The sequence below is a fragment of the Brevibacterium sp. SMBL_HHYL_HB1 genome, from assembly GCF_018208375.1.
Classification (GTDB): domain Bacteria; phylum Actinomycetota; class Actinomycetes; order Actinomycetales; family Brevibacteriaceae; genus Brevibacterium; species Brevibacterium intestinavium.
This window is the reverse complement of record NZ_CP062936.1, coordinates 1,077,217-1,098,306: the sequence shown is the minus strand read 5'-3', so window position 1 is coordinate 1,098,306 and position 21,090 is coordinate 1,077,217. Positions and strand designations below refer to the sequence as shown.

At 66.7% G+C, this 21,090-nt stretch carries 18 protein-coding genes; 1 reads left to right on the top strand and 17 read right to left on the bottom strand.

Features of this window, described 5'->3' with window-relative positions:
* Positions 1-5 precede the first annotated feature (5 nt).
* Both IG171_RS05105 and IG171_RS05100 read right to left on the bottom strand, forming a co-directional pair.
* Positions 6-836, bottom strand: a complete 831-nt coding sequence (locus IG171_RS05105) for a GNAT family N-acetyltransferase (RefSeq protein ID WP_212130339.1) — start codon at positions 834-836, stop codon at positions 6-8.
* Complete coding sequence (locus tag IG171_RS05100) at positions 833-2,149, bottom strand: MATE family efflux transporter (RefSeq protein WP_212130338.1); 1,317 nt, start codon at positions 2,147-2,149, stop codon at positions 833-835. The genes IG171_RS05105 and IG171_RS05100 overlap by 4 nt, the downstream gene beginning before the upstream one ends.
* A 430-nt stretch (positions 2,150-2,579) precedes the next feature.
* Between IG171_RS05100 and IG171_RS05095 the strand changes: the two genes are divergently transcribed.
* Positions 2,580-5,186: an HNH endonuclease signature motif containing protein gene (locus tag IG171_RS05095; RefSeq protein ID WP_212130337.1), complete on the top strand. Its 2,607-nt coding sequence runs from the start codon at positions 2,580-2,582 to the stop codon at positions 5,184-5,186.
* A 67-nt stretch (positions 5,187-5,253) separates the two neighbouring features.
* Here the strand turns inward: IG171_RS05095 and IG171_RS05090 are convergent, their stop codons facing one another.
* The 15 genes from IG171_RS05090 to IG171_RS05020 all read right to left on the bottom strand — a co-directional run bounded on the left by IG171_RS05090 (position 5,254) and on the right by IG171_RS05020 (position 21,064).
* A complete protein-coding gene (locus tag IG171_RS05090; protein WP_212130336.1) occupies positions 5,254-6,453 on the bottom strand; it encodes an acetyl-CoA C-acyltransferase in 1,200 nt (399 codons plus the stop codon).
* 39 nt (positions 6,454-6,492) lie between these two features.
* Positions 6,493-7,236: an SDR family oxidoreductase gene (locus IG171_RS05085; RefSeq protein ID WP_212130335.1), complete on the bottom strand. Its 744-nt coding sequence runs from the start codon at positions 7,234-7,236 to the stop codon at positions 6,493-6,495.
* Positions 7,237-7,571: 335 nt separating this feature from the next.
* Positions 7,572-8,198 (bottom strand): L-threonylcarbamoyladenylate synthase, encoded by a 627-nt coding sequence (locus IG171_RS05080; RefSeq protein ID WP_212130334.1) that lies wholly within the window; start codon positions 8,196-8,198, stop codon positions 7,572-7,574.
* A gap of 16 nt (positions 8,199-8,214) precedes the next feature.
* Positions 8,215-9,606 carry an AI-2E family transporter gene (locus tag IG171_RS05075; RefSeq protein ID WP_249204085.1) on the bottom strand — a complete coding sequence of 464 codons (1,392 nt, stop codon included), beginning with the start codon at positions 9,604-9,606 and terminating at the stop codon, positions 8,215-8,217.
* On the bottom strand, positions 9,607-11,118 hold the full coding sequence (der, locus tag IG171_RS05070) for a ribosome biogenesis GTPase Der (protein WP_212130333.1): 1,512 nt from the start codon (positions 11,116-11,118) through the stop codon (positions 9,607-9,609). It abuts the gene before it with no gap.
* Positions 11,115-11,774, bottom strand: coding sequence for a (d)CMP kinase (gene cmk / locus IG171_RS05065; RefSeq protein ID WP_212130332.1), 660 nt, complete (start codon positions 11,772-11,774; stop codon positions 11,115-11,117). Before cmk ends, der begins: the two co-directional genes overlap by 4 nt.
* Positions 11,771-12,895 (bottom strand): prephenate dehydrogenase, encoded by a 1,125-nt coding sequence (locus tag IG171_RS05060; protein ID WP_212130330.1) that lies wholly within the window; start codon positions 12,893-12,895, stop codon positions 11,771-11,773. The genes cmk and IG171_RS05060 overlap by 4 nt, the downstream gene beginning before the upstream one ends.
* Positions 12,892-13,752, bottom strand: a complete 861-nt coding sequence (locus tag IG171_RS05055) for a pseudouridine synthase (RefSeq protein ID WP_212130329.1) — start codon at positions 13,750-13,752, stop codon at positions 12,892-12,894. Before IG171_RS05055 ends, IG171_RS05060 begins: the two co-directional genes overlap by 4 nt.
* A 12-nt stretch (positions 13,753-13,764) precedes the next feature.
* The gene (scpB, locus tag IG171_RS05050; RefSeq protein ID WP_249204083.1) at positions 13,765-14,574 is read right to left on the bottom strand and encodes an SMC-Scp complex subunit ScpB; all 810 of its coding nucleotides are present in this window, start codon (positions 14,572-14,574) and stop codon (positions 13,765-13,767) included.
* Positions 14,571-15,467 (bottom strand): ScpA family protein, encoded by an 897-nt coding sequence (locus tag IG171_RS05045; RefSeq protein WP_249204073.1) that lies wholly within the window; start codon positions 15,465-15,467, stop codon positions 14,571-14,573. The genes scpB and IG171_RS05045 overlap by 4 nt, the downstream gene beginning before the upstream one ends.
* A gap of 119 nt (positions 15,468-15,586) precedes the next feature.
* The gene (locus IG171_RS05040; protein WP_212131540.1) at positions 15,587-16,456 is read right to left on the bottom strand and encodes an AAA family ATPase; all 870 of its coding nucleotides are present in this window, start codon (positions 16,454-16,456) and stop codon (positions 15,587-15,589) included.
* Positions 16,457-16,494: 38 nt separating this feature from the next.
* Positions 16,495-17,445, bottom strand: a complete 951-nt coding sequence (gene xerD, locus IG171_RS05035; protein WP_212130328.1) for a site-specific tyrosine recombinase XerD — start codon at positions 17,443-17,445, stop codon at positions 16,495-16,497.
* Between the two features lie 5 nt (positions 17,446-17,450).
* Complete coding sequence (locus tag IG171_RS05030) at positions 17,451-18,158, bottom strand: NUDIX hydrolase (protein ID WP_212130327.1); 708 nt, start codon at positions 18,156-18,158, stop codon at positions 17,451-17,453.
* An 81-nt stretch (positions 18,159-18,239) separates the two neighbouring features.
* Complete coding sequence (locus IG171_RS05025) at positions 18,240-19,901, bottom strand: CTP synthase (protein ID WP_212130326.1); 1,662 nt, start codon at positions 19,899-19,901, stop codon at positions 18,240-18,242.
* 26 nt (positions 19,902-19,927) lie between these two features.
* Entirely contained in the window at positions 19,928-21,064 is a 1,137-nt protein-coding gene (locus IG171_RS05020; RefSeq protein WP_212130325.1) for a group 1 glycosyl transferase, read from the bottom strand.
* Between the last annotated feature and the right edge of the window lie 26 nt (positions 21,065-21,090).

The following is a 21,090-nucleotide window of genomic DNA, read 5'->3' as shown; positions in this document are numbered from 1 at the left end:
CCGTGTCAGTCCTGGGTGAGGCTGCGGACGAGGACGTCGGAGTCCCCGTTGCGGCCCACGGAGACGAAACCATGGTCGGCGTAGAGCTTCGCCGCACCGTTGCCGTCCTCGACCGACAGGCTCACGGCCGGGAACCCGCTCATTCTCGCCAGCGTGCACACAGTATCGACGAGGACTCCGCCGATGCCCTGCCCTTGGTGCTCGGGAAGGACGGCGACGGTCAGCTCGGGGATGTCGGCGGCGACCCAACCGTAGCCGGTGAACGTCGTGCCTTCTCCACGGTCTGCGGCCGGCCCGGCCTCGGCCGGCGAATCGGCATTCGCCTCGGCAGATGCCTCGGCGGAATCCCCAGCCGATGCGTCGGCAGACGCTTCGGCAGGTGCAGCGGCGCCGGTTTCGGTGTCGGCGGGCACGACTTCGCTGCGGACCACCTCGGAGCCGGACCTGTCCACGCCGGACTTGTTCAGGGCCGCGGCGAAATCGCCAGCTGTCTGGACATCGGCCCTGCCGACGACATCGGCGATATCGGCCAGACGCACCCAGGCCAGACCGATGATCGGCGACTCGGGGTCGGCCTCGGCATGGGCGGCCACAGCGATGTCCCCGTGCCGGCCCCAGTCGCGATAGTAGAAGGCCGCATCGGTGCGTTCACGCAGCTCGGCGATATCGATGCGAGGCTTGTCCATCGACCAGTTGAAGCACAGGTCGAGGAACGGGAGGAAGGTCTCTTCGTCGGTGTCGGCCGGCAGAGGACGGACCCGTCCGCGCAATGAGGCGGCCGTCGCCTCGGCGGGGGTGGATTCAGATCCATGAGCGTCGTTCGGCCCAGCGTTCATGAGATTCCTTTCTCGACGGCGCGGTCGATCCACGCCCGGTTGCGAACTCGCCAGCCCAGGGTCAGGGCGCGGAAACCGACGAATCCGATGCAGAATGCGGCCCAGAGTCCCGGGGCTCCCGGCCACAGGCCAACGATCGGAACGAGCAGAATCGCGTATCCGATCACAGCGACCAATTGTGCCAGAGCGAGGTATCTCGCGTCCTCGGCTCCCATGAGGACCCCATCGAGGACGAAGACGTAGCCGGCGATCGGCATGCTCACCGCAAGGATCGGCAGGAGGGTGCCGAGCGCCGCCACCACCTGAGGGTCGGAGGCGAAGGCGTGCGGGATGATGCCCGCACCGGCGAAGAGGACGATGCCGACGACGATCCCGAAGACGATCCCCCACAGGCACAGGCGTCGGTTGATCGCGGCGACGGCATCGATGTTCTTCGCACCCAGTTCGAGACCGATCATCGCCTGCCCCGCAATGGCCAGCGAATCCAAGGCCAGGGCCAGGGCGAAGAAGAGGCTCTGCGCGACCTGGATCGCTGCCAGGTCGGTGGTGCCCATGGAGGTGGCGATGAACACGAGGATGATGAGCGCCGCACGCAGGGAGGCGTTGCGCACGAGCAGCCATCCGGAGGTCTTCGCCGAGGTGAACACGCCCGACCAGTCGGGTCGGACACTGGCGTGGAGCCGTCTGGCCGCTCGCACCGAGATGACGAGGTAGACGGTGCACATGCCGGCCTGGGCGAGGACCGTGCCCATCGCCGAACCCGCTACGCCCATGTCGAGGCCGTAGATGAAGAGTGCGTTGAGGCCGATATTCGCCACGCATCCGACCGCGGCGACGACCAGCGGCGTCTTCGTGTCCTGCAGCCCGCGCAGGAGGCCGGTGGCGGCGATGACGGTGAGCATGAAGGGCAGTCCCCACCATGAGATCGCCAGATAGGAGTGGGCGCCCTCGGTGATCCCCGGGCCCGGGTCGAAGGCCGCGATCACTGTGTCCAGAAGGGGGAGGCCGATGATGATCAGCAGCACCGAGGTGCACAGAGCCAGCCAGATTCCGTCGAACCCGGCCGTGATCGCCCCGGCCCGATCGCCGGATCCCATGCGCTTGGCCACCCGCGGGGTCGTGGCATAGGCGAGGAAGATCATCAGCCCGAGGACCGTCTGCAGAATCGTCGACGCGATCGCCAGTGATCCCAGGGCACCCGCGCCGAGGTGGCCGACCATCGCCGTGTCCGAGAGCAGGAAGATGGGTTCGGCGATCAGCGCTCCGAGGGCGGGAAGGGCTAAACGGAGAATGTCCTTGTCGATCGCTGCCACGGATCGATTCTAACGAACCGCGCCGTGGTCCTCGGCGGGGTCGAAGTCCTCGGCCTGTCAGGCGGGAAGCTCGTGCTCTCAGGAGGGCTGGCGCTGTCCCGAGGGAGAATGCGGCTCGACCGCGGAGACGACGATTCAGCGGGACCGGCGTGCCTGGCGAGTGCGCACGATCGCGGCTTCCGTCGGTGTCACCGGGTTCCGTGTCCGCTCGGCTCGAGACCTCGTGTCAGTACCGAACGATAGTGTGGAGACACAAACAGATCAGGGAACGGCAGACAGATCACGGACGAGGTCTCATCGGACCTCACCGATATATTGTTCTATTTGCAATAGAACTGTGACAGTCATTTCGCTCATTCAGTCATATAATTGAGATAACGATCACCTCAACCGGCAGGATCCACAGAGACGTGGAGAGGGGACAGCACCGATGAAGAGCATCGGCAACAGCGACGGTTCGGCGTCGGAGAAGCACTCGGCTTCCCCGGACCCCACCGACTTCGCGTCCGTGAGCCAACGCCGCAGGGCGCACGGACGCCGATTGGAGATCGCGGAGGAGAACGAACTCGTCGGACTGCTGCGTGCCTATTCGGACAGCAGCCTCGCCCAGATCAGATCTCTCGTCGCCACCAGCGCGGTCATCGTCCAGGACGTCGCCTACGTCCGCGGTCTCAAGGGAGACCGCCCCGACTCCACCTATGCGTTCGCCCCGTTCACAGAGACCGTGGTTCGCCACAGCCGCGAAGCCCAGCCCGCGGACAGCGCCGCCGACTCCGGCGACGACTCCCCTGCGTCAGCAGGAGACTGCACGAACGCGCAGATTCTGACCTGGGCCGAGGCTCTGACTCAGGCGGAGGCCGAGATCGGCGCGGACCGTGACCGCACCAGCGGACGGAAGAAGGACCGTGCGGCGGGCCGTCGCCAGCGCCGGATCCGCAAACGGGCCCAGGAGATCATCGACAACCCACCTCCCCTGCCGGACTTCCCCGGCTTCGACCCCCGGCTGAGCTTTTTCACCTGGCTGCGCGGCAACATCGAAGCCAGCGAGGTCGGCGTGTACTCGAGCCTGCTCGGAGCCACGACCAGCACGTCGCTGAAGCACCTGACGTCGTCGATGACCCTGGCGCACGGCCTGCCGAGGTTCCTGCGCCGCTGCGTCGACGGCGATTTCACGATCGAGCATGTCGCCTATGTGACGCGCCGCTGCCGTGACCTCCGCTTCGAGCACTTCCCCGCCATCGATGACTTCCTGGCCGAAAGGCGCGCCGACATCACGATCGAGACGTTCAAACGCTCGCTCGCGCTCAAGATCGCGGCGACTCAGCCGCCCGAGGACACCCAGAAGAACGTCGCCCTCCGCCGCCGTGTCGACATCAGCACCGGCGACGACGGAACTGCCTATCTCACCCTGACCGGGCCCGCTCCCGAGCTCCAGGCGTGCTACAAGCGTCTCGAAGCATTCGTTCGAGCCGTGTACAAGGGCAACACCAGTGCGTTCTCCGACCAGCTGAAGACCGGAGACTGCTTCGACGACGATCGCGCGATCTCGGCGCTGATGTTCGACGTCCTCACCCGCACGAGGCCGCAGCTCAAGCTTCGGGTCATCAGCACCGACAACGGAGAATCGGCGAGCACCGACTTCCCGCTCGACGGACTCTTCGCCGGCCCCGACGGCGTGCCCATGCACGAGGGCGAATCGCTGCTGGACTACATCGAGCGCGTCTTCGACGATCTGGACAAGAACCAGTACCTGGCCCAGCCGACATCCGTCTCCCCGACGGGGACAGCGGGAAGCGCGGCAGAGAACTCGGAATCTGCGGCTCGGGACTCGAGGCGCGTGACGCCGGCCGACCGTGTCTTCGAGTCGCAGATCCTCGAAGCCCTTCTCAGCAGCCGCACCTCGACCGGTGCCGGAGCAGACAGTGACATCACCGACGCGCTGTCCTCGCTGATCGGATCCCGTGCCAGCGGAAAGCGACCCGCCGCTGCCGATGCCGATCTCAGTGGCGCCGGAGCCGCCGATGCCTTCGGAGTTCGGACTGAAGGCGGCTGCAGGATCAGCTACGAGCTCATCCTGGACATGCCGACGAACGAGTACTGGCTGTCGAACCAGGCACGCACGTTCATCACCGTTCCGATGCTGACTCTGCTGAGCCAGTACCTGTCGGAGGCCGACGATGAAGGACTGATGTCGGTGGAGACGTGTGAGCAGGACGGCCGCCGCACGCGCACTGGCTCTTCCCCTGTGCCCAGCGCCGGTCGAGCACCCGCCGAACCACTCACCCCGGAAGAGGTGTGCGATCTGGCCGGAATGCTGCCGGACGGCTCCCCGGTCCCCGCCGATATGGCGCGGAGGGTCGCCGGCTACGCCTCGACCTGGACCCGCCTGCTGACCGACCCCGCGACCGGCACCCCGGTCGATGCGAAGGCGATGACCTACACAATCCCCAACAGCATTCGGAAGACCCTCATCGCACAGTATGTGACCTGCACTTTCCCCGGCTGCACCTTGCCCGCCGACACAGCCGAGGTCGACCATATCGAACCCTTCGACCTTGACGGTCCGAGCCGCGGAGGTCTCACCCGGTTCGGCAACCTGCACTGCCTCTGCAAGCAGCATCACACGGCGAAGACCGACGGGAAGTTCGACGTCAGGATGACCGAGCCCGGTCATTTGGAATACGTCTTCCGGCGTGGTGTGACCGTCGAGGTGGTGGCACCCGACAATCCCCTCAACGTCGAGCACGCGCGGCTGTTCCTCGAGCGCTTCGGCAGTGCGCTGCCGCGACCGAGCAGGCCGTATGAGCCCGCGCCCGAGCCGACCGGAGATGAGGAGTCGCCTGCCCCAGGCGACCGCAGGCGGGCACGGGGATGCCCGGAACCGGCGGCCGCGAACGGGCGGCCGGGATGGAAAGAGGCCACGCCCGGCTTCGTGTTCGGCAACCAGTCGATTGCCTGCGACGATTCGACTGCCGGTGACGACGCTGCCGGAGTCCGTGACTGGTTCTGGGACTCCGGCGAGCCGCCACCGTTCTGAGACGACCACTGCCCGAGGGGCGGCGGAACGGTGGCTCTCGGCCGCCGAACGGTGGCTCTCGGGCCGCTCAGCAGACTTCGAACAGTCCGGCCGCCCCCTGGCCTCCGCCGATGCACATTGTCACGACCACATACTTCACACCACGACGGCGTCCCTCGATGAGCGCGTGCCCGACCAGCCGGGCTCCGGTCATACCGTAGGGGTGGCCGACCGAGATGCCGCCGCCATCGACGTTGTACTTCTCCGGATCGATGCCGAGGCGATCACGGCAGTACAGTGTCTGCACCGCGAATGCTTCGTTGAGCTCCCACAGGCCGATGTCGTCGATCGACAGTCCGTGGGTCTTCAGCAGCTTCGGGATCGCGAAGACCGGACCGATACCCATCTCATCCGGTTCGCATCCGGCCACGGCCATGCCGCGGTAGATGCCCATCGGTTCGAGCCCACGTCGGCTGGCCTCTTCGCTCGACATGACTACCGAGGCCGAAGCGCCGTCGGACAGCTGCGAAGCATTGCCGGCAGTCACGCTCGGGACCTTCGAGGCCACACCGGGGTCGAGCACCGGATCGAGACCGCCCAGGCTCTCCAGGGTCGTCGAGGGCCGGTTGCCCTCATCCGCTTCGAGGGTGATGTCCTGGCGCGAGGTCTCCTTCGTCTCCTTGTCGACGACGACCTTCGTCGTCGGCAACGGAACGATCTCATCGTCGAAACGACCGGCCTCCTGCGCAGCAGCAGTCCGCTGCTGCGAGGACAGCGCATACTCGTCCTGCGCCTGGCGACTGACGTCATAGCGTTCGGCGACCACCTCGGCGGTGGCCAGCATCGGATAGTAGATGCCGGGAACGCGCTCCTCGAGCCAGGGGTCCTTTGCCCTGAACGTGTTCATCTTGTCGTTCTGGACCAGCGACACCGACTCGACGCCGCCGCCGACGACGATCTCCTGACCGTCGAAGAGGACCTGCTTCGCGGCGGTGGCGATCGCCATCAGCCCCGAGGAGCACTGCCGGTCGATCGACATTCCCGGCACCGTGACCGGCAGACCGGCACGCAGCGCACCCTGCCGGGCCACGTTCGAGCCCTGGCTGCCCTGCTGGAGCGCGGCGCCGAGGATCACGTCCTCGACCTGGCCGCCCTCGACACCGGCGCGTTCAACGGCATGCTTGATCACGTGCCCTGCCAGCTCCTGTGCCTGGGTGTCGTTGAACGCCCCGCGGTAGGCCTTGCCGATCGGCGTGCGCGCCGTGGAAACGATGACTGCTTCTCTCATGGGTCGAACCTTTCAGTGATGTCGAAGATGGATTCTTGTTCAGGCCTTCGGTCCACCGGCTACATAGATGACCTGACCGGAGACGAAGCCGGCGCCCTCGGATGCGAGGAAGGATGCCGTGTGGGCGATGTCCTCGGGTTTGCCGGACCGGGCAACGGGGATCTCCTTGACGGCGGCGGCCACGAAGTCATCGAAGCTCATCCCCACACGTTCGGCGGTCGCCTTCGTCATATCGGTTTCGATGAATCCGGGCGCGATGGCATTGGCGGTGACGCCGAACTTGCCGAGCTCGATCGCCCAGGTCTTCGTCATTCCCTGAATGCCGGACTTCGCGGCCGAATAGTTCGTCTGCCCACGATTGCCCAGCGCCGAGGTCGACGACATCGAGATGATGCGCCCGAACTTCTCCTCGACCATGTACGACTGCACGGCCTTGGCCATGAGGAAGGCCCCGCCGAGGTGGACTGACAGGACCTTGTCGAACTCCTCGTGCGTCATCTTGAACAGGAGGTTGTCACGCAGCACGCCGGCATTGTTGACCAGCACGGTCGGCGCGCCCAAGGTCTCAGCGACCTGTTCGACCGCCTGATTGACCGAATCCTCGTCGGAGACGTCGGCTTCGAGACCGAGCGCCTCTCCCCCGTCGGCCTTGATCGCGGCCACGGTGTCCTCGGTCGGGCCCATGTCGAGAACGGCGACCTTGAGTCCGTCAGCTCCGAGGCGCTTGGCGATGGCGGCACCGATGCCGCGTCCGCCGCCGGTGACGATTGCTGTCCGAGTCATATTCGTGCTCCTCACGATGGGGGTTCTATCGGTCTCACATCACGCACCCGGTCCGTCCGTGGCTGCCCTGCCGCAGATGTGACCGAGATCTCTTACGCAACTGCTCCCACTCTAGACCACTCGGAGCACTGAACGATTGTTTGCTCAAGGAGTGAGCGAGTCGACCGACCGCGGCCGAAGACGCTTCCGGCCGACCGCGTCCACAACCACTTCCGGCCAGCCGCCGTTGGTACGACGACTGGCCAGAAGCCGGTGGCGATATTGGTGTAGCGGTCGAGGGGTCAGTGGTCAGTTCGACAGTGAGCGGACCACCGTGGTTTTCAGGGCCCGCCGCCTCATTCGTCGAGGAACCGGGCGACATCTCCGGCACCGACACGGGCCACCTCGGGGAATCTGCCGGTGAAGTCGATGACCGAGGTCGGCACCACACCGGGCACACCGGAATCGATGACGACGTCGAGGTCGTGTCCGAGCCGGTCCATCACATCCTCGGCCTGAGTGAGCGGATCTTCATCGCCGGGCAGCAGCAGGGTCGATGACAGGATCGGTTCGCCCATCGCCTCGACCAGCGACAGGGCGGTGGTGTTCTGCGGGATCCGGGCTCCGACGGAGTGCTTCTTCGGGTGCATCATCCGGCGCGGAACCTCCTTCGTCGCCTTCATGATGAACGTATAGGGTCCGGGCGTCATCGATTTGATGGCACGGAAGTCCGAGTTGTCGACGATGACGAACTGCCCCAGCTGAGCGAAGTCGCGGCACATGAGCGTGAAATGGTGCTTCGAGTCGAGCTGGCGGATGCGAGTGATCCGCTCGATTCCCGCCTTGTTCTCGAGCGCGCAGCCGAGCGCGTAGCAGGAGTCCGTGGGGTAGGCGATCAGCCCACCGTTTCGCAGGGACTCAGCGGCCTTCTCGATGAGTCGGTTCTGTGGGTTCTCCGGATGGATATTCAGTAGTGTCGCCATACTTCATGCTAACCACTCACACTGCTGAGGGCGAGGGTGACGAGGTGCTTCTCCCGGTGTCAGGATCCGATGCCAGGAGGATATTCACCCATTTCGACCGCGGATCGGCGTCGACGAGCAGCGCCTTGAGCAGCAGTGTCGCCGGCAGCGCCAGCAGCGCCCCGAGCCAGCCGAGCACCCACACCCAGAACAGCAGGGAGAAGAACGAGATCAGCGGTGTCACTCCGACCGATTCGCCGGTGAACTTCGGCTGGATGATGGCCTGGATGACGAAGTTGAGCACACTGTAGGCGATGATCACCCACAGCGCGGACTGCCACCCGCTGTCGACGAGGGCGAGCAGGGCCGGCGGGATGAGGCCGATGACGAATCCGATGTTCGGAATGTAGTTCGTCAGGAACGCCAGCACACCCCACACCCAGATGAGCGGGACGTCGATGATGGCCAAGGCGATGACGTCGAGGAACGCGACGATGAGGCCGAAGATCGTCGCCACCACCCAGTAGCGGCGCACCCCTCCGGCGAAGTCGCTCAGCGACGCCGACAGTGAGGGCTTGACGTCGAGCAGCATCCGCATCCGCTTGTCGATGCCCATCGAGTCCATGGCGATGAAGAAGACGGCCATGACCACCGTGGTCAGCAGGCCGGCGACCGAAGAGGCGTTCGACAGCAGCGGATAGACGGCGTCGAGGACCGAACGCACGTCGAAGCCCTTGAGCTGCTCCTGGATCACCGAGGAGGTCACCCCGATGTCCGACAGCATCGCCAGAGCGCTCTGGTAGGTGTTGACGAGTTCGTTGCTGTAGCTGGGAATGAGGATGACGAGCTCGGCCACGGACCAGGCCGTGAGTCCGAAGAACGCGATGATCATGCACAGCACGAGGACGACGGAGAGGCAGGCCCCGATCGCGCGGGGAATCTTCAACCGGGTCAGGGCTCTCTGGACCGGGTAGACGACGATGTAGAAGTTCAACGCCAGGAACACCGGAGCCACGATGTCCTGGAGACCGCGGAAGAACATCAGCGCATAGGCCAACCCCGCAAGGGTGACCGCGATCATGAGAGCGCGTGCCGGTGGGCGCGAGTACCACGGTCGAGCCCCGTCGGCCGCGCCGGTGTTCTCCCCCGCCGAGGTGGCCGGACCGGATTCTTCCCCCGCCGAGGCGGCCGAACCGGCATTGCCCTCCGCCGAGGTGGCAGTCACTGACCGTGCCCCCGCCGACGACTCGGCCGTGTTCTCGGTCGGCCCGGCAGCGGCCGTGCCGGCCGAGGATCCGGCTTCCGATCGCGAGGACGCAGCAGACTCGGCAGGGTGCGCGCCTTCACCGGCGGTGCCGGCGTTTTCATCGGAAGTGCCGGCGGCGTCGTCGGTGGAGCCGGTCCTCTCTGACTGCTCGTCCTCGTTCATTCAGCGGGCCCGCCGCTTCTCTCGAATGCGCATCGACACCTCGATCGGCGTGCCCTTGAATCCGAAGGTCTCACGCAGGCGGCGGGTGATGAACCGCCGGTAGCCGTGGTCGAGGAAGCCGGTGGTGAACAGCACGAACTTCGGCGGACGCGACTGCGCCTGCGTGCCGAAGAGGATGCGCGGCTGCTTGCCGCCGCGCACGGGGTGCGGATTGGCGGCGACCAGCTCACCGAGGAAGGCGTTGAGCCGGCCCGTCGGGATGCGTGTGTCCCAGCCCTCGAGAGCGGTCTCCATCGCGGGCACGAGCTTCTCGGCATGACGACCGGTCTTCGCGGAGATATTCACCCGCGGCGCCCACGCCACATGGGACAGGTCGCGTTCGATCTCCCGCTCGAGATAATAGCGGCGTTCGTCGTCGAGCAGATCCCACTTGTTGAAAGCGAGCACCACGGCACGACCGGCTTCGACGGCCGTGGTCACGATGCGCACATCCTGTTCGCTCAACGGTTCCTGCACCTCGAGGAGGACGATGGCCACCTCGGCGCGTTCGAGTGCGGTCTGCGTGCGCAGAGCCGCATAGAAATCGGCGCCGCTGGCCTGATGCGCGCGACGCCGGATTCCGGCGGTGTCGACGAAGCGCCACTGCTGTCCGCCGAGCTCGATGAGTTCGTCGACGGGGTCGCGGGTGGTGCCCGCGACATTGTCGACGAGCACGCGATCGGTGCCCATCAGCTGGTTGAGCAGGGAGGACTTGCCGACGTTCGGACGACCCACCAGCGCCACGCGGCGCGGTCCGCCCTCCTCGACCCGCGATTCGACGGCCGAGACCTCGGGCAGGACCGTGAGCACCTCGTCGAGCAGGTCGGCCACTCCCCGACCGTGAAGGGCGGAGACGGTCCAGGGCTGGCCCATGCCCAGGCCCCACAGTTCGGCGGCCATGAGCTCACCGCGCTCGTCATCGACCTTGTTCGCCGCGAGGAGGACGGGCTTGTTCTTCCTCCGCAGCATCCTCACGATCATCTCATCGGTCGAGGTCGGCCCGGTGGTGGCATCGACGACGAGGACGACGGCGTCGGCCATGTCCACGGCGACCTCCGACTGGATCGCGATCCGCGAGGCCATGCCCTTCGAGTCCGAGTCCCAACCGCCGGTGTCGACGAGGGTGAATTCCTTCGTGTTCCACTCCGCCCGGTAGCTCACCCGGTCACGGGTGACGCCGGGAACGTCCTCGACCACGGCTGCGCGGCGGCCGAGGATGCGGTTGACCAGAGTCGATTTGCCCACGTTCGGGCGGCCCACGACGGCGAGCACGGGGGCGGCGCCGAGTGTCTCCTCGTCTTCGACGTCGAAGCCGTGAGCGGCCAGCAGGGCACGGTCGTCGTCTTCGAGCTCATAGCTGTCGAGTCCGGCCTCGAGCGCGGTCGCCCGCTGCTCGGCCTCCTCGTCGCTGATGCTCTCGACCCGGTCGACCAGGTCTTCGTCGGGGGTCTCATGGAATTCGGGTTCGCTCATTGTGAGTCCTTCACCAGCTCCAGCACCGTCTCGACCACACGGTCGAAGTCGATGTCGCTGGTATCGAGTGTGTACACTCCGTCGGCGGCTTCGAGGAAGCTCGTGGTCGCGGAGTCCTTCGCGTCACGGCCGGTGACGAGGTCCTCGGTGGCGGCGATCGCCTCGGCGTCGACATTGCCGTGGACTTCCTTCGCCCGTCGGGCCACTCGGACCTCATCGCGGGCGGTCATCAGGATGCGCACCTCGGCCTCGGGGGCCACGACCGTGGTGATGTCACGGCCTTCGACGACGATGCCCGCCGGTGCGGCCGCGATGTAGTCCCGCTGCTTGTCGATGAGCTCCTCCCTGGCGTCGACGACGCCGGAGACCGTCTGCACATTCGACGACACCTCCGGGCTGCGGATCTCTTCGGTGACGTCGATGTCGTCGACGGAGACGAAGAACTCATCGGGGCTCAGCGAGATCTCGAGATCGGCCCCGCGCACCTGTTCGAGGACGTCGACGGGATCGGTGACCCTGCGGTTGAGGCACAGCCACGCCATCGCACGGTACATGGCCCCGGTGTCGAGGTACTGGTAGCCCAGCCGGCGCGCCACCTCCTTGGCGGTGCTCGACTTCCCCACTCCGGATGGTCCGTCAATGGCTACGACGCTCATGCAGTTCCTTCTTTCTCGATGGCGGATTCGGGGATCTGCCATCCCTTCGACAGCAAACCGATCTCCAGCTCCTGTTGGATGGCCGGGACCACGGACACATCGACGATGCCGAGCTTCCGGCCGGAGGCGTGGTCCATGCGGAAGTCCTCGACGTTGATGTCGAGGTCGCCGATGTCCTTGAACAGCTGGGCCAGGATACCGGGCCGGTCCGGGACCAGGATCGTGACAACAGCATAGGTGGTCGGCGGCTGTCCGTGCTTGCCGGGGATCCGGTCGTGTCCCTCGTTGCCCAAGGCGATCGCCTTCGCCAGCAGTCCGGTCGAGCCGGGACCGAGTTCGAGCGCCTCGATGACCTCGTCGAGTTCGGTCCGCAGAGCCTTGAGCACGGACCGGACCTCCTCGGCGTTCCCGGACAGGATCTGCGTCCACAGGCCCGGATCGCTGGCGGCGATGCGGGTGACATCGCGCAGTCCCTGCCCGGCCAGGGCGATCTCCTCCAGCGGGGCGTGCCGCAGCTGCGAGGCCACGAGCGAGGCGACGACCTGGGGCACATGGGAGACCTTCGCGACCGCGGCATCGTGGATGTGCGGGTCGAGGTGGATGACCGAAGCGCCGGTGTCCTCGGCCATGGCGATGACCTCGCCGAGGCGGTCGGCCGGTGTGCTCTCGTCCGAGCAGATCACCCAGGGCCGGGCCGTGAACAGATCGGACTGTGCCGCGATCGCCCCAGACCTCTCCCGGCCGGCCATCGGATGGCAGCCGATGTAGCGGTCGAGTTGGGGTTCGGTCACCAGCTCCTTGACCGACTCGAGCAGGCGGGTCTTGACGCTGGCGACATCGGTGACCGTGGCGTCCGGGTAGGTTGCCAGGGCCGTGGCGATGACCCGGGCCGCGACATCGGGCGGGGTCGCGACGACGACGATGTCCGGACGGAAGGACTCCTCGGTCGCATCTTCCACCACGGCGTCCCGGGCGGGCTTGACGCGTCCGGCACCGAGGTCGGCGGCGAGCTGCTGGGCGGTCGGCGAGGTGTCCTCAAGGGTCACGTGATGGCGCTTTTCGCTCAGCGCCAGCCCCAGGCTGGCACCGAGCAGGCCGGTGCCGATGATATGGACTCTCACAATCCGACGGCCTCGAAGAGTGCACCGACCTCATCGGAGCGCAGCGGACGGATCTTGCCCTGCTTCTGCTCATCGAGCACGATCGGTCCGAACCTCAGACGCACGAGCCGCTCCACCGGGTGACCGATCTCGGACAGGAGCCGGCGCACGACCCGGTTGCGGCCCGAGTGCAGGGTGACTTCGACGACGGATCTGCCCGGTGTCGAGTCGACGAGTCGGAAGTCGTCGACCTTGACGAAGCCGTCCTCGAGGTCGATTCCGGCCCGGAGGATGGCCCCGGCGTCCTTGGCCAGCTGACCCTTGACCTTGGCCAGGTAGGTCTTCGGGATCTCGTAGCGCGGATGGGCCAGGCGGTTGCTCAGCTCTCCGTCATTGGTCAGCAGGATGATCCCCTCGGTCTCCGTGTCGAGCCGACCGACGTGGAAGAGACGTTCGTTGTTGTTGCGCACGTAGTCGGCCAGACAGGGTCGGCCTTCGGGATCGCTCATCGTCGACACCACCCCGGCCGGTTTGTTGAGCACGAGGTAGACCTTCTCGGTCTGTGTCGAAATTCTCACCGTGTCGACGAACACGGACTGCGTCTCGGGGTCGATCCGGGTGCCCAATTCGGTGACGATCTGCCCGTCGACCTCGACGCGTCCGTCGACGATGAGCTGCTCGCAGGCACGACGTGAGCCCAGGCCCGCCTCGGCGAGCACCTTCTGCAGCCGCACACCCCCGCTGACATGGGCATCCGATGTCTGACCGGTGCCCGAAGCGGGCTTCCGGGAGGCCTTGGATTTGGCCGATGCGCGCTGTTTTCGGCTCGGTCGGTTGTGGCGCCCGCCGGGCGCACGAGGATCACGGTAGGGACTCATACTTCCATTCTCTCAAATCAATCGTCGACTCGTGACATCTCGGCGCTCTGATCTCCGACTTCGCCGCCGGAGTCGTCCCCGCACCCGCCTCGAGCCCGCCGGTGTCGTCCCCGCACCCGCTTCGAGCCCGCCGGTGTCGTCCCCCGCACCCGCTTCGAGCCCGCCGGTGTCGTCCCCCGCACCCGCTTCGAGCCCGCCGGGGCCGACAGCCGGATCATCATCGGAGTCGAGGTCGTCGTCGATCTCGGCCAGGACCTCGGTGTCCTCGGCCCCGAGCTCGGCGACATCGGCGTCCTCGGGCAGATACGGGGCGATATCGGGCAGATCGTCGATCGAGTTCATGCCCATGGTGTCGAGGAACTGCGGCGTGGTGGCATAGAGCAGCGCCGAGGTCGACGCCTCCTTCCCCGCTTCGACGATAAGTCCGCGCAGCAGCAGGGTCCGGATGACTCCGTCGACGCTGACTCCGCGGATCGCAGCGATCCTGGGCCGTGAGATCGGCTGCCGGTAGGCGATGACGGCCAGGGTCTCGAGCGCGGCCTGGGACAGCTTCGCGCTCTGACCCGCAGTGAGGAAGTCCTTGACGACCTCGTGGTAGTCGCCGCGGGAGAAGATGCGGAAGCCGCCGGCGACGTGCCGGATCTCGAACCCGCGCTGTCGGTGGTCCTCATCGCCGTCGTAATCGGCCTTGAGCGTCGTGATGGCCTCGAGGACCGTGTCCTCGTCGAGGCCGAGCGACCCGGCGAGCTCTTCGGCGCTGACGGCCGAATCGGTGATCATGAGCACGGCCTCGATGCCGGCGAGGATCTCGTCGTCGATCATTCGTGCTCATCCTCCTCTTCCCTGTCCGTCGTCGAGTCTTCGTCGGTGGCTGACCCGTCGGCACCTGCCGCGTCGGCACCTGCCGCGTCGGCACCAGTCGCAGCCGGATCGGCGTCGGGCTCGTCCTCGTCGGCGCTCCAGGCACCTTCGGTGCGCAGGTCGACGCCGTCCTCGCTCATCTCGGTGCGATGGATGAGCAGACGCCCCAAGGGCTCGGGCTGGTCGAAGTCGCACAGTCCGACCTTGAACAGCTCCAACAGGGCGAGGAAGCGGGCGACGACGACCAGCGTGTTCTCGGCCGTGTCCATCAGCTGTGCGAAATCGACCTCCCCGGTGCGCAGCAGAGAGAGGATGTGCCCGCGCTGTTCGGACACGCTGACCAGCGGCAGATGGATGTGGTCGACGGCCACGGTCGGCGGGGTGTGGTCGCGCTGGAGCACGGTGGCGAAGATGCCGGCCAGCTCGGCCGGGCCGATGCCCAGCTCCAGCGGCGGCAGCACGTCCTGGAACTCGGCCTCGAGACCGACGTTGCGCGGCGCCCGGATCGACCCGGCCGCCATCGCCTCGGCGAGGTATCCGGACACGGATTTGTACGCCTTGTACTGCAGAAGGCGCGCGAAGAGCAGGTCCCTGGCCTCGAGCAGTTCGAGGTCGAGCACCTCCTCGCCCTCCTCGTGCGGCAGCAGCCGCGCGGTCTTGAGGTCGAGCAGGGTGGCCGCGACGAGGAGGAACTGCGAGATCTCGGCGAGGTTCGCCTGGTCCTTGAGCTCGGTGGTGTAGGCGATGAACTCATCGGTGACCTCGGCCAGTGCGATCTCGGTGACGTCGAGCCGTCGCTTCGAGATCAGGCCCAGCAGCAGGTCGAAGGGGCCGGAGAAGTTCTCCAGCTCCACCTGGAACCCCTGCGCGGCCTCCTCGCCGGCAGGTGCTGCATCGCCGGACGGTGCCGACTGCCCACCTGAGGCATCGCCGGCAGGTGAGGTCTCCTGATCTTCCTGGACTGCGGGATCGTTCAGGGTGCTCCTCCGCGGGCGATGAGTTCCCGGGCCAGGCGCCGGTAGGCCTCGGAACCGGCATGCTTGGGTGCGAAGCTCGTGATCGGTTCGGCGGCGACGGAGGCGTCGGGGAACTTCACGGTGCGGTTGATCACGGATTCGAAGACCTTCTCGCCGAAGGCCTCGGTCACCCGCGCCATGACCTCCTTCGAGTGCAGGGTGCGCGAATCGAACATGGTCGCAAGGATCCCGTCGATCTCGAGCGAGGGGTTGAGCCGGTCCTGGACCTTCTCGATGGTCTCGATGAGCAGGGCCACACCGCGCAGGGCGAAGAACTCGGTCTCGAGTGGGATGATCACCCCGTGGGAGGCGGTCAGCGCGTTGACGGCGAGCAGGCCGAGCGAGGGCTGGCAGTCGATGAGGATGACATCGTATTCGTCGGTCACCTTCGACAGGGCTCTGGCCAGCACCTGCTCGCGGGCGACTTCCCCGACGAGTTGGACCTCGGCGGCCGAGAGGTCGATATTGGCCGGCAGGACGTCGATGTCCTCGAAGTCGGTGCCGACGATGACCTCGTGCGGATCCAGCCGCGGGTTCATCAGCAGGTTGTAGATGCTGATGTCGAGCTCATTGGGGTTGAGTCCCAGCCCGACGGACAGGGCGCCCTGCGGGTCGAAGTCGACGAGCAGCACCTTGCGTCCGTAGGCGGCCAGAGCGGCACCGAGGTTGATCGACGAAGTCGTCTTCCCGACCCCGCCCTTCTGGTTGACCATGGCGATGATGCGGGCGGGCCCGTGCGAGGCCAAGGGAGCCGGCTCCGGGAAATCCTGGGGCTCGGGTGCGGCGGACTTCTGCTGCGGAATATCCAACGCCTCTTGCGTATTCATCACTCGGGTGGCCACCTTTCGTTGCTCTTTGTCCAACCCTACCGCGCCCGTGGGTGCGAGGTCGCGTAGACTTCCCGCAGTGTTTCCTCAGTGACCTTCGTGTAGATCTGGGTCGTCGTCACCGAGGCGTGCCCGAGCAGCTCCTGGACGACGCGGATGTCCGCTCCGCCTTCGAGCAGATGTGTGGCGAAGGAGTGCCGGAAGGTGTGCGGGGACACCTCGGCCGCCAGCCCGGCGTGTTCGGCCGCGGTCTTGACGATCTGCCAGGCGGAGACCCGTGACAGCCGCGTCCCCCGGGCGTTGAGCAGCAGGGCACCGGCCGGGGAGTTCGTCTTCGCCTTCGCCGCCATCGCCGGTCGCACCCGCGTCACCCAGCTGTCCAGGGCGCGGGCGGCATGGGAGCCGAACGGCACGATCCGCTCCTTCCCGCCCTTGCCGTAGAGGCGCACGAGTCCGGAGTCGAGGTCGAGATCGTCGAGGTCGACGCCGACTGCCTCGGAGATGCGGGCACCGGTGGCGTAGAGGAGTTCGAGCAGGGCCGCGGCCCGGATCTGGGCGGGTTCCTCCCCGTTCGTGGTCGCGAGCATCGCTTCGATGTCGTCGAGCGTGAGCGCCTTGGGCAGGCGCAGCCCCTCCTGCGGCGGGCTGACCTCGGAGGCCGGGTCCGTGGGGGCGAGATTCTCGGCGAGGGCGAAGGTGTGGAAACGACGCACCGCCACGAGCGCGCGGGCCCGGGTCCGCGGGGCCAGTCCCGTGTCGATCAGGTGCAGACCGTAGGCCTCGATCCGTCCCCGGTCCACCTCGCCGAGGCGGCTGATGCCCTCACCGGCCAGCCAGGTCCCGTACCGGGCGAGGTCCCGGGCGTAGGCGTCGATGGAGTTCCGCGACAGGCCGCGCTCGAAGCGCAGGGAGGTCAGGTACGACTCGAAGTCCCGGCGCAGGTCGGCGGGCAGCTCCTGCGGCAGAAGTTCGGCTCCGTGCCGCGCCATGTCGCTCAGTCCTCGCCGGTCTCGGAGGTCTGGGGATTCCCGTCGGTGACGATTTCGGCCCCGCGGCCGTAGGCGGGACGGCCGTCGACGAGTCGGCGCGGCGCCTCGACCGGTCGCAGGTCCACGGTCCGGCCCTCGGCTTCGGCTCGCAGCACGCGGGAGACCTGCAGGATCGCCAGCTGCGCGATCGCGTTCGTGATCCGCCCGTCGACGACGGCGTCGACGGCCTCGTCGATGTCGACCCAGCGGAAGAGGAATCCGGCTTCCTCCTCGCTGCGTTCGTGCCGGTCTGATTCGGCCACGAAGCTGATGTCGCGGGCGAGGTAGAGCCGCATCGTCTCGCTGCTGCTGCCCGGCGTCAGGCAGGAGTCGCTGAGGACCTGCCACCGGGCGGCGGTGAGATCGGCCTCTTCGACCAGTTCCCTGGCTGCCGCGTCGAAGGGGGACTCACCATCGACGTCGAGCAGTCCTGCCGGGACCTCCCACAGGCGGGCCCGCACGGGGTGCCGGTACTGCTGGATGAGCAGGATCCGGTTCTCCTCGTCGACGACGCCGATTCCCACGGCGCCGGTGTGGGCCATCATGTCGCGCACGAGCCCGGTCGCCTCCGGCAGGTCGAAGGTCTCACGCCGGATGTCCCAGACCGCTCCCCGATAGGCCAGTTCGGATGCGGAGATGGTCGGGGTATAGGTCTCATCGGCCAGAGTGCTCATCGGCTGCCTTCCTGATCATCGTTGGTGCAACGGAGAATGCCGCCGGTATCGCTGCCGGCGGCATTTTCGTCACGCATCGGGTCACTGACGTTCGAGCGCTGCGGCCACGAGGCCGGCGAACAGCGGGTGCGGGGACGTCGGACGCGATTTGAGTTCGGGGTGGGCCTGGGTCGAGACGTAGAACGGATGAGTCTCGACCGGCAGTTCGACGAACTCCACGAGCTCACCGTTGGGCGAGGTGCCGGAGAACTCGAGCCCCGCCTCGGCGAGCTGCTCGCGGTAGGTGTTGTTGACTTCGTAGCGGTGCCGGTGGCGTTCGCTGATCGTCGTCGCACCGTAGACTCCGGCGACGAGGCTGCCTTCGGCCAGCTTCGATTCGTAGGTGCCCAGGCGCATGGTCCCGCCGAGGTCTCCCTCTCCTTCGACGATGGACAGCTGCTCGGCCATGGTCGCGATGACCGGGGCCGTGGTGTCCGGGTCGAACTCCGAGGACGAGGCCGTCTCGATGCCGACGACGTTGCGGGCGTATTCGATGACCATGCACTGCAGACCCAGGCACAGCCCGAGTGTCGGAATGCCCTTGGTGCGGGTGTAGTTCAGCGCTCCGAGCTTGCCCTCGATGCCGCGGATGCCGAAGCCGCCGGGCACGCAGATCCCGTCGAGTCCGGCCAGGGCCTTCTCGGCACCGGCAGGGGTGTCGCACTCATCGGACTGGATCCAGCGGACCCTGACCTTCGCGTCGTTGGCGAAACCGCCGTGGCGCAGCGCCTCGGTCACCGACAGGTAGGCGTCGGGCAGGTCGATGTACTTGCCGACGATGCCGATCGTGACCTCGTGGGCGGGGTGGTGCACGCGTTCGAGCACCCAGTCCCACCGGGTCCAGTCGACATCGCGGAAGGGCAGGTTGAGGCTGCGGATGACGAACACGTCGAGGCCGCCGTCGTGGAGGACCTTCGGGATGTCGTAGATGCTCGGGGCGTCGACGCAGGAGACGACGGCCTCGGTCTCGACATCGCAGGCGCCGGCGATCTTCGACCGGATCGAATCCGGCAGCTCACGGTCGGAGCGCAGGACGATGGAGTCGGGCTGGATGCCGATCGAGCGCAGCGTCGCCACCGAGTGCTGGGTCGGCTTCGTCTTCAGCTCACCGGAGGGCTGGAGGTAGGGCACGAGGGAGACGTGGATGAAGAACACATTGTCGCGGCCGATGTCGTGACGGACCTGGCGGGCCGCCTCGAGGAAGGGCTGGGATTCGATGTCGCCGACGGTGCCGCCGATCTCGGTGATGATGACATCGGGCCGATCCTCCTCGGGACGTTCGGCCTGGGCGCGCATCCGCGCCTTGATCTCGTCGGTGATGTGCGGGATGACCTGGACGGTGTCGCCGAGGTAGGCCCCGCGACGCTCCTTGGCGATGACCGAGGAGTAGACCTGACCGGTCGTGACATTGGCCGCGCCGTCGAGATCATTGTCGAGGAAGCGCTCGTAGTGGCCGATGTCGAGATCGGTCTCCGCGCCGTCCTCGGTGACGAAGACCTCACCGTGCTGGAAGGGATTCATCGTGCCCGGATCCACATTGAGGTAGGGATCGAGTTTCTGCATGGCCACTGTGAGCCCACGCTGAGTGAGCAGGTGCCCGAGGCTCGAGGCCGTCAGTCCCTTGCCCAACGAAGAGGCGACGCCTCCCGTGACGAAGATGTGCTTTGCCGTATGTGTGCCACCTGGGCCAGTTCGATTCACCACGGGATTTGATTCTATCAAAGTCAGGATCACGAATCCGAGACCGCATCGACCTCGGCGTACAGGTCGAGCAGCGTTTCGGAGATCGCGGCACCGTTGCTGACGTCGATGACCCGTTTCTTCGCGGCCACGGCGGAGCTGCCGCGGCCGGCCGGGTCGTCGAGAAGATGATTGATCTCACGCACCAGCGCCTCGGTGTCGTCGGCGGGCACGCTCTTCGCGGCCTCACCCCAGATCCCGGCGCGGCGTTCGCTGCCGATGAAGACCGCCGGCTTCGACAGCTGCATGAGGTCCTCGTGGCTCAGCCCGGTCATCGTCTCGCTGGCGACGACGACGTCGGCGGCCGCGGCCACATCGACGAGGTCACCGGCCGGAGCGACGATGACGCCGCGGTCGGCGAACTCGCGGGCCACCGTCGACCGGTCCTTGCCGGTGCCGGTGAGCACGGTGACGACCTTGCGGCCGGGGCGTTTGCGGTTGATCTCCTCGGCGGCGTCGAGCACGGTCGCCAGCGCCGTGTGGTCGCGCAGGGCGATGGGGCTGGCGATCATCCACGTGCCCTCGGAGATGCCGAGCTCGCGTCGGACCTCCGCTCGCGGGCTGCGCACGGTCAGGTCGATGTCGATGTCCGGGTGGACGAGTTCGGCGCGTTCGACGAGGGGGACCCTGCCTCCGAAGTAGTCGACGACGGGTTCGGTGGTGCCCAGGATGGCGGTGGCGGTGCGCCCGACGATCTCGGCCCCGGTCTTCTCGATGACGTTCGCGGAGTCGAAGGACTCGATCGTGGCCACGACCTTCGGGTGGAAGCGGGCGGGCAGACCGGTGAAGGCGAGCCCGGACAGCGTCGCGGCGTGGAGTCCGTGGGCGTGGACGATGTCGACGTGCTGGTAGTACTTGTGAAGAGTGAAGGCGGTGTTCGGATCGGCCATCGTGAAGCGTCTGCGTGCTGCGAGTTCGATCTCGCGGAACTCATCGGCCAGTTCCTCGGGGACCCCGAACGTGCCCAGCAGCGACCGGTGTGCGGCGACGGCGACCTTGTACCCGGCACGGAGGTGGCCGAGTACGGCGAGCTTCGCCACTTCGACGACCGGGCCAGTGGTTTCGGCGAGCACATGCAGAATCCTCGTGTCTGCGCTCAGTGGGTTGACCTCGCCGGATTCACTCATTTCCTCATCCTCTTCTCTCGATCGAC

What these genes read in the sequence shown, in the direction of transcription:
- IG171_RS05090 (WP_212130336.1), bottom strand. Translation starts at nt 6,453, where the DNA reads ATGAGAGAAGCAGTCATCGTTTCCACGGCGCGCACGCCGATCGGCAAG.
- IG171_RS05055 (WP_212130329.1), bottom strand. Translation starts at nt 13,752, where the DNA reads ATGAGTCCCTACCGTGATCCTCGTGCGCCCGGCGGGCGCCACAACCGA.
- scpB (WP_249204083.1), bottom strand. Translation starts at nt 14,574, where the DNA reads ATGATCGACGACGAGATCCTCGCCGGCATCGAGGCCGTGCTCATGATC.
- der (WP_212130333.1), bottom strand. Translation starts at nt 11,118, where the DNA reads ATGAGCGAACCCGAATTCCATGAGACCCCCGACGAAGACCTGGTCGAC.
- cmk (WP_212130332.1), bottom strand. Translation starts at nt 11,774, where the DNA reads ATGAGCGTCGTAGCCATTGACGGACCATCCGGAGTGGGGAAGTCGAGC.
- IG171_RS05095 (WP_212130337.1), top strand. Translation starts at nt 2,580, where the DNA reads ATGAAGAGCATCGGCAACAGCGACGGTTCGGCGTCGGAGAAGCACTCG.
- IG171_RS05020 (WP_212130325.1), bottom strand. Translation starts at nt 21,064, where the DNA reads ATGAGTGAATCCGGCGAGGTCAACCCACTGAGCGCAGACACGAGGATT.
- IG171_RS05085 (WP_212130335.1), bottom strand. Translation starts at nt 7,236, where the DNA reads ATGACTCGGACAGCAATCGTCACCGGCGGCGGACGCGGCATCGGTGCC.
- xerD (WP_212130328.1), bottom strand. Translation starts at nt 17,445, where the DNA reads ATGGCGCGGCACGGAGCCGAACTTCTGCCGCAGGAGCTGCCCGCCGAC.
- IG171_RS05040 (WP_212131540.1), bottom strand. Translation starts at nt 16,456, where the DNA reads ATGAATACGCAAGAGGCGTTGGATATTCCGCAGCAGAAGTCCGCCGCA.
- IG171_RS05075 (WP_249204085.1), bottom strand. Translation starts at nt 9,606, where the DNA reads ATGAACGAGGACGAGCAGTCAGAGAGGACCGGCTCCACCGACGACGCC.
- IG171_RS05030 (WP_212130327.1), bottom strand. Translation starts at nt 18,158, where the DNA reads ATGAGCACTCTGGCCGATGAGACCTATACCCCGACCATCTCCGCATCC.
- IG171_RS05105 (WP_212130339.1), bottom strand. Translation starts at nt 836, where the DNA reads ATGAACGCTGGGCCGAACGACGCTCATGGATCTGAATCCACCCCCGCC.
- IG171_RS05080 (WP_212130334.1), bottom strand. Translation starts at nt 8,198, where the DNA reads ATGGCGACACTACTGAATATCCATCCGGAGAACCCACAGAACCGACTC.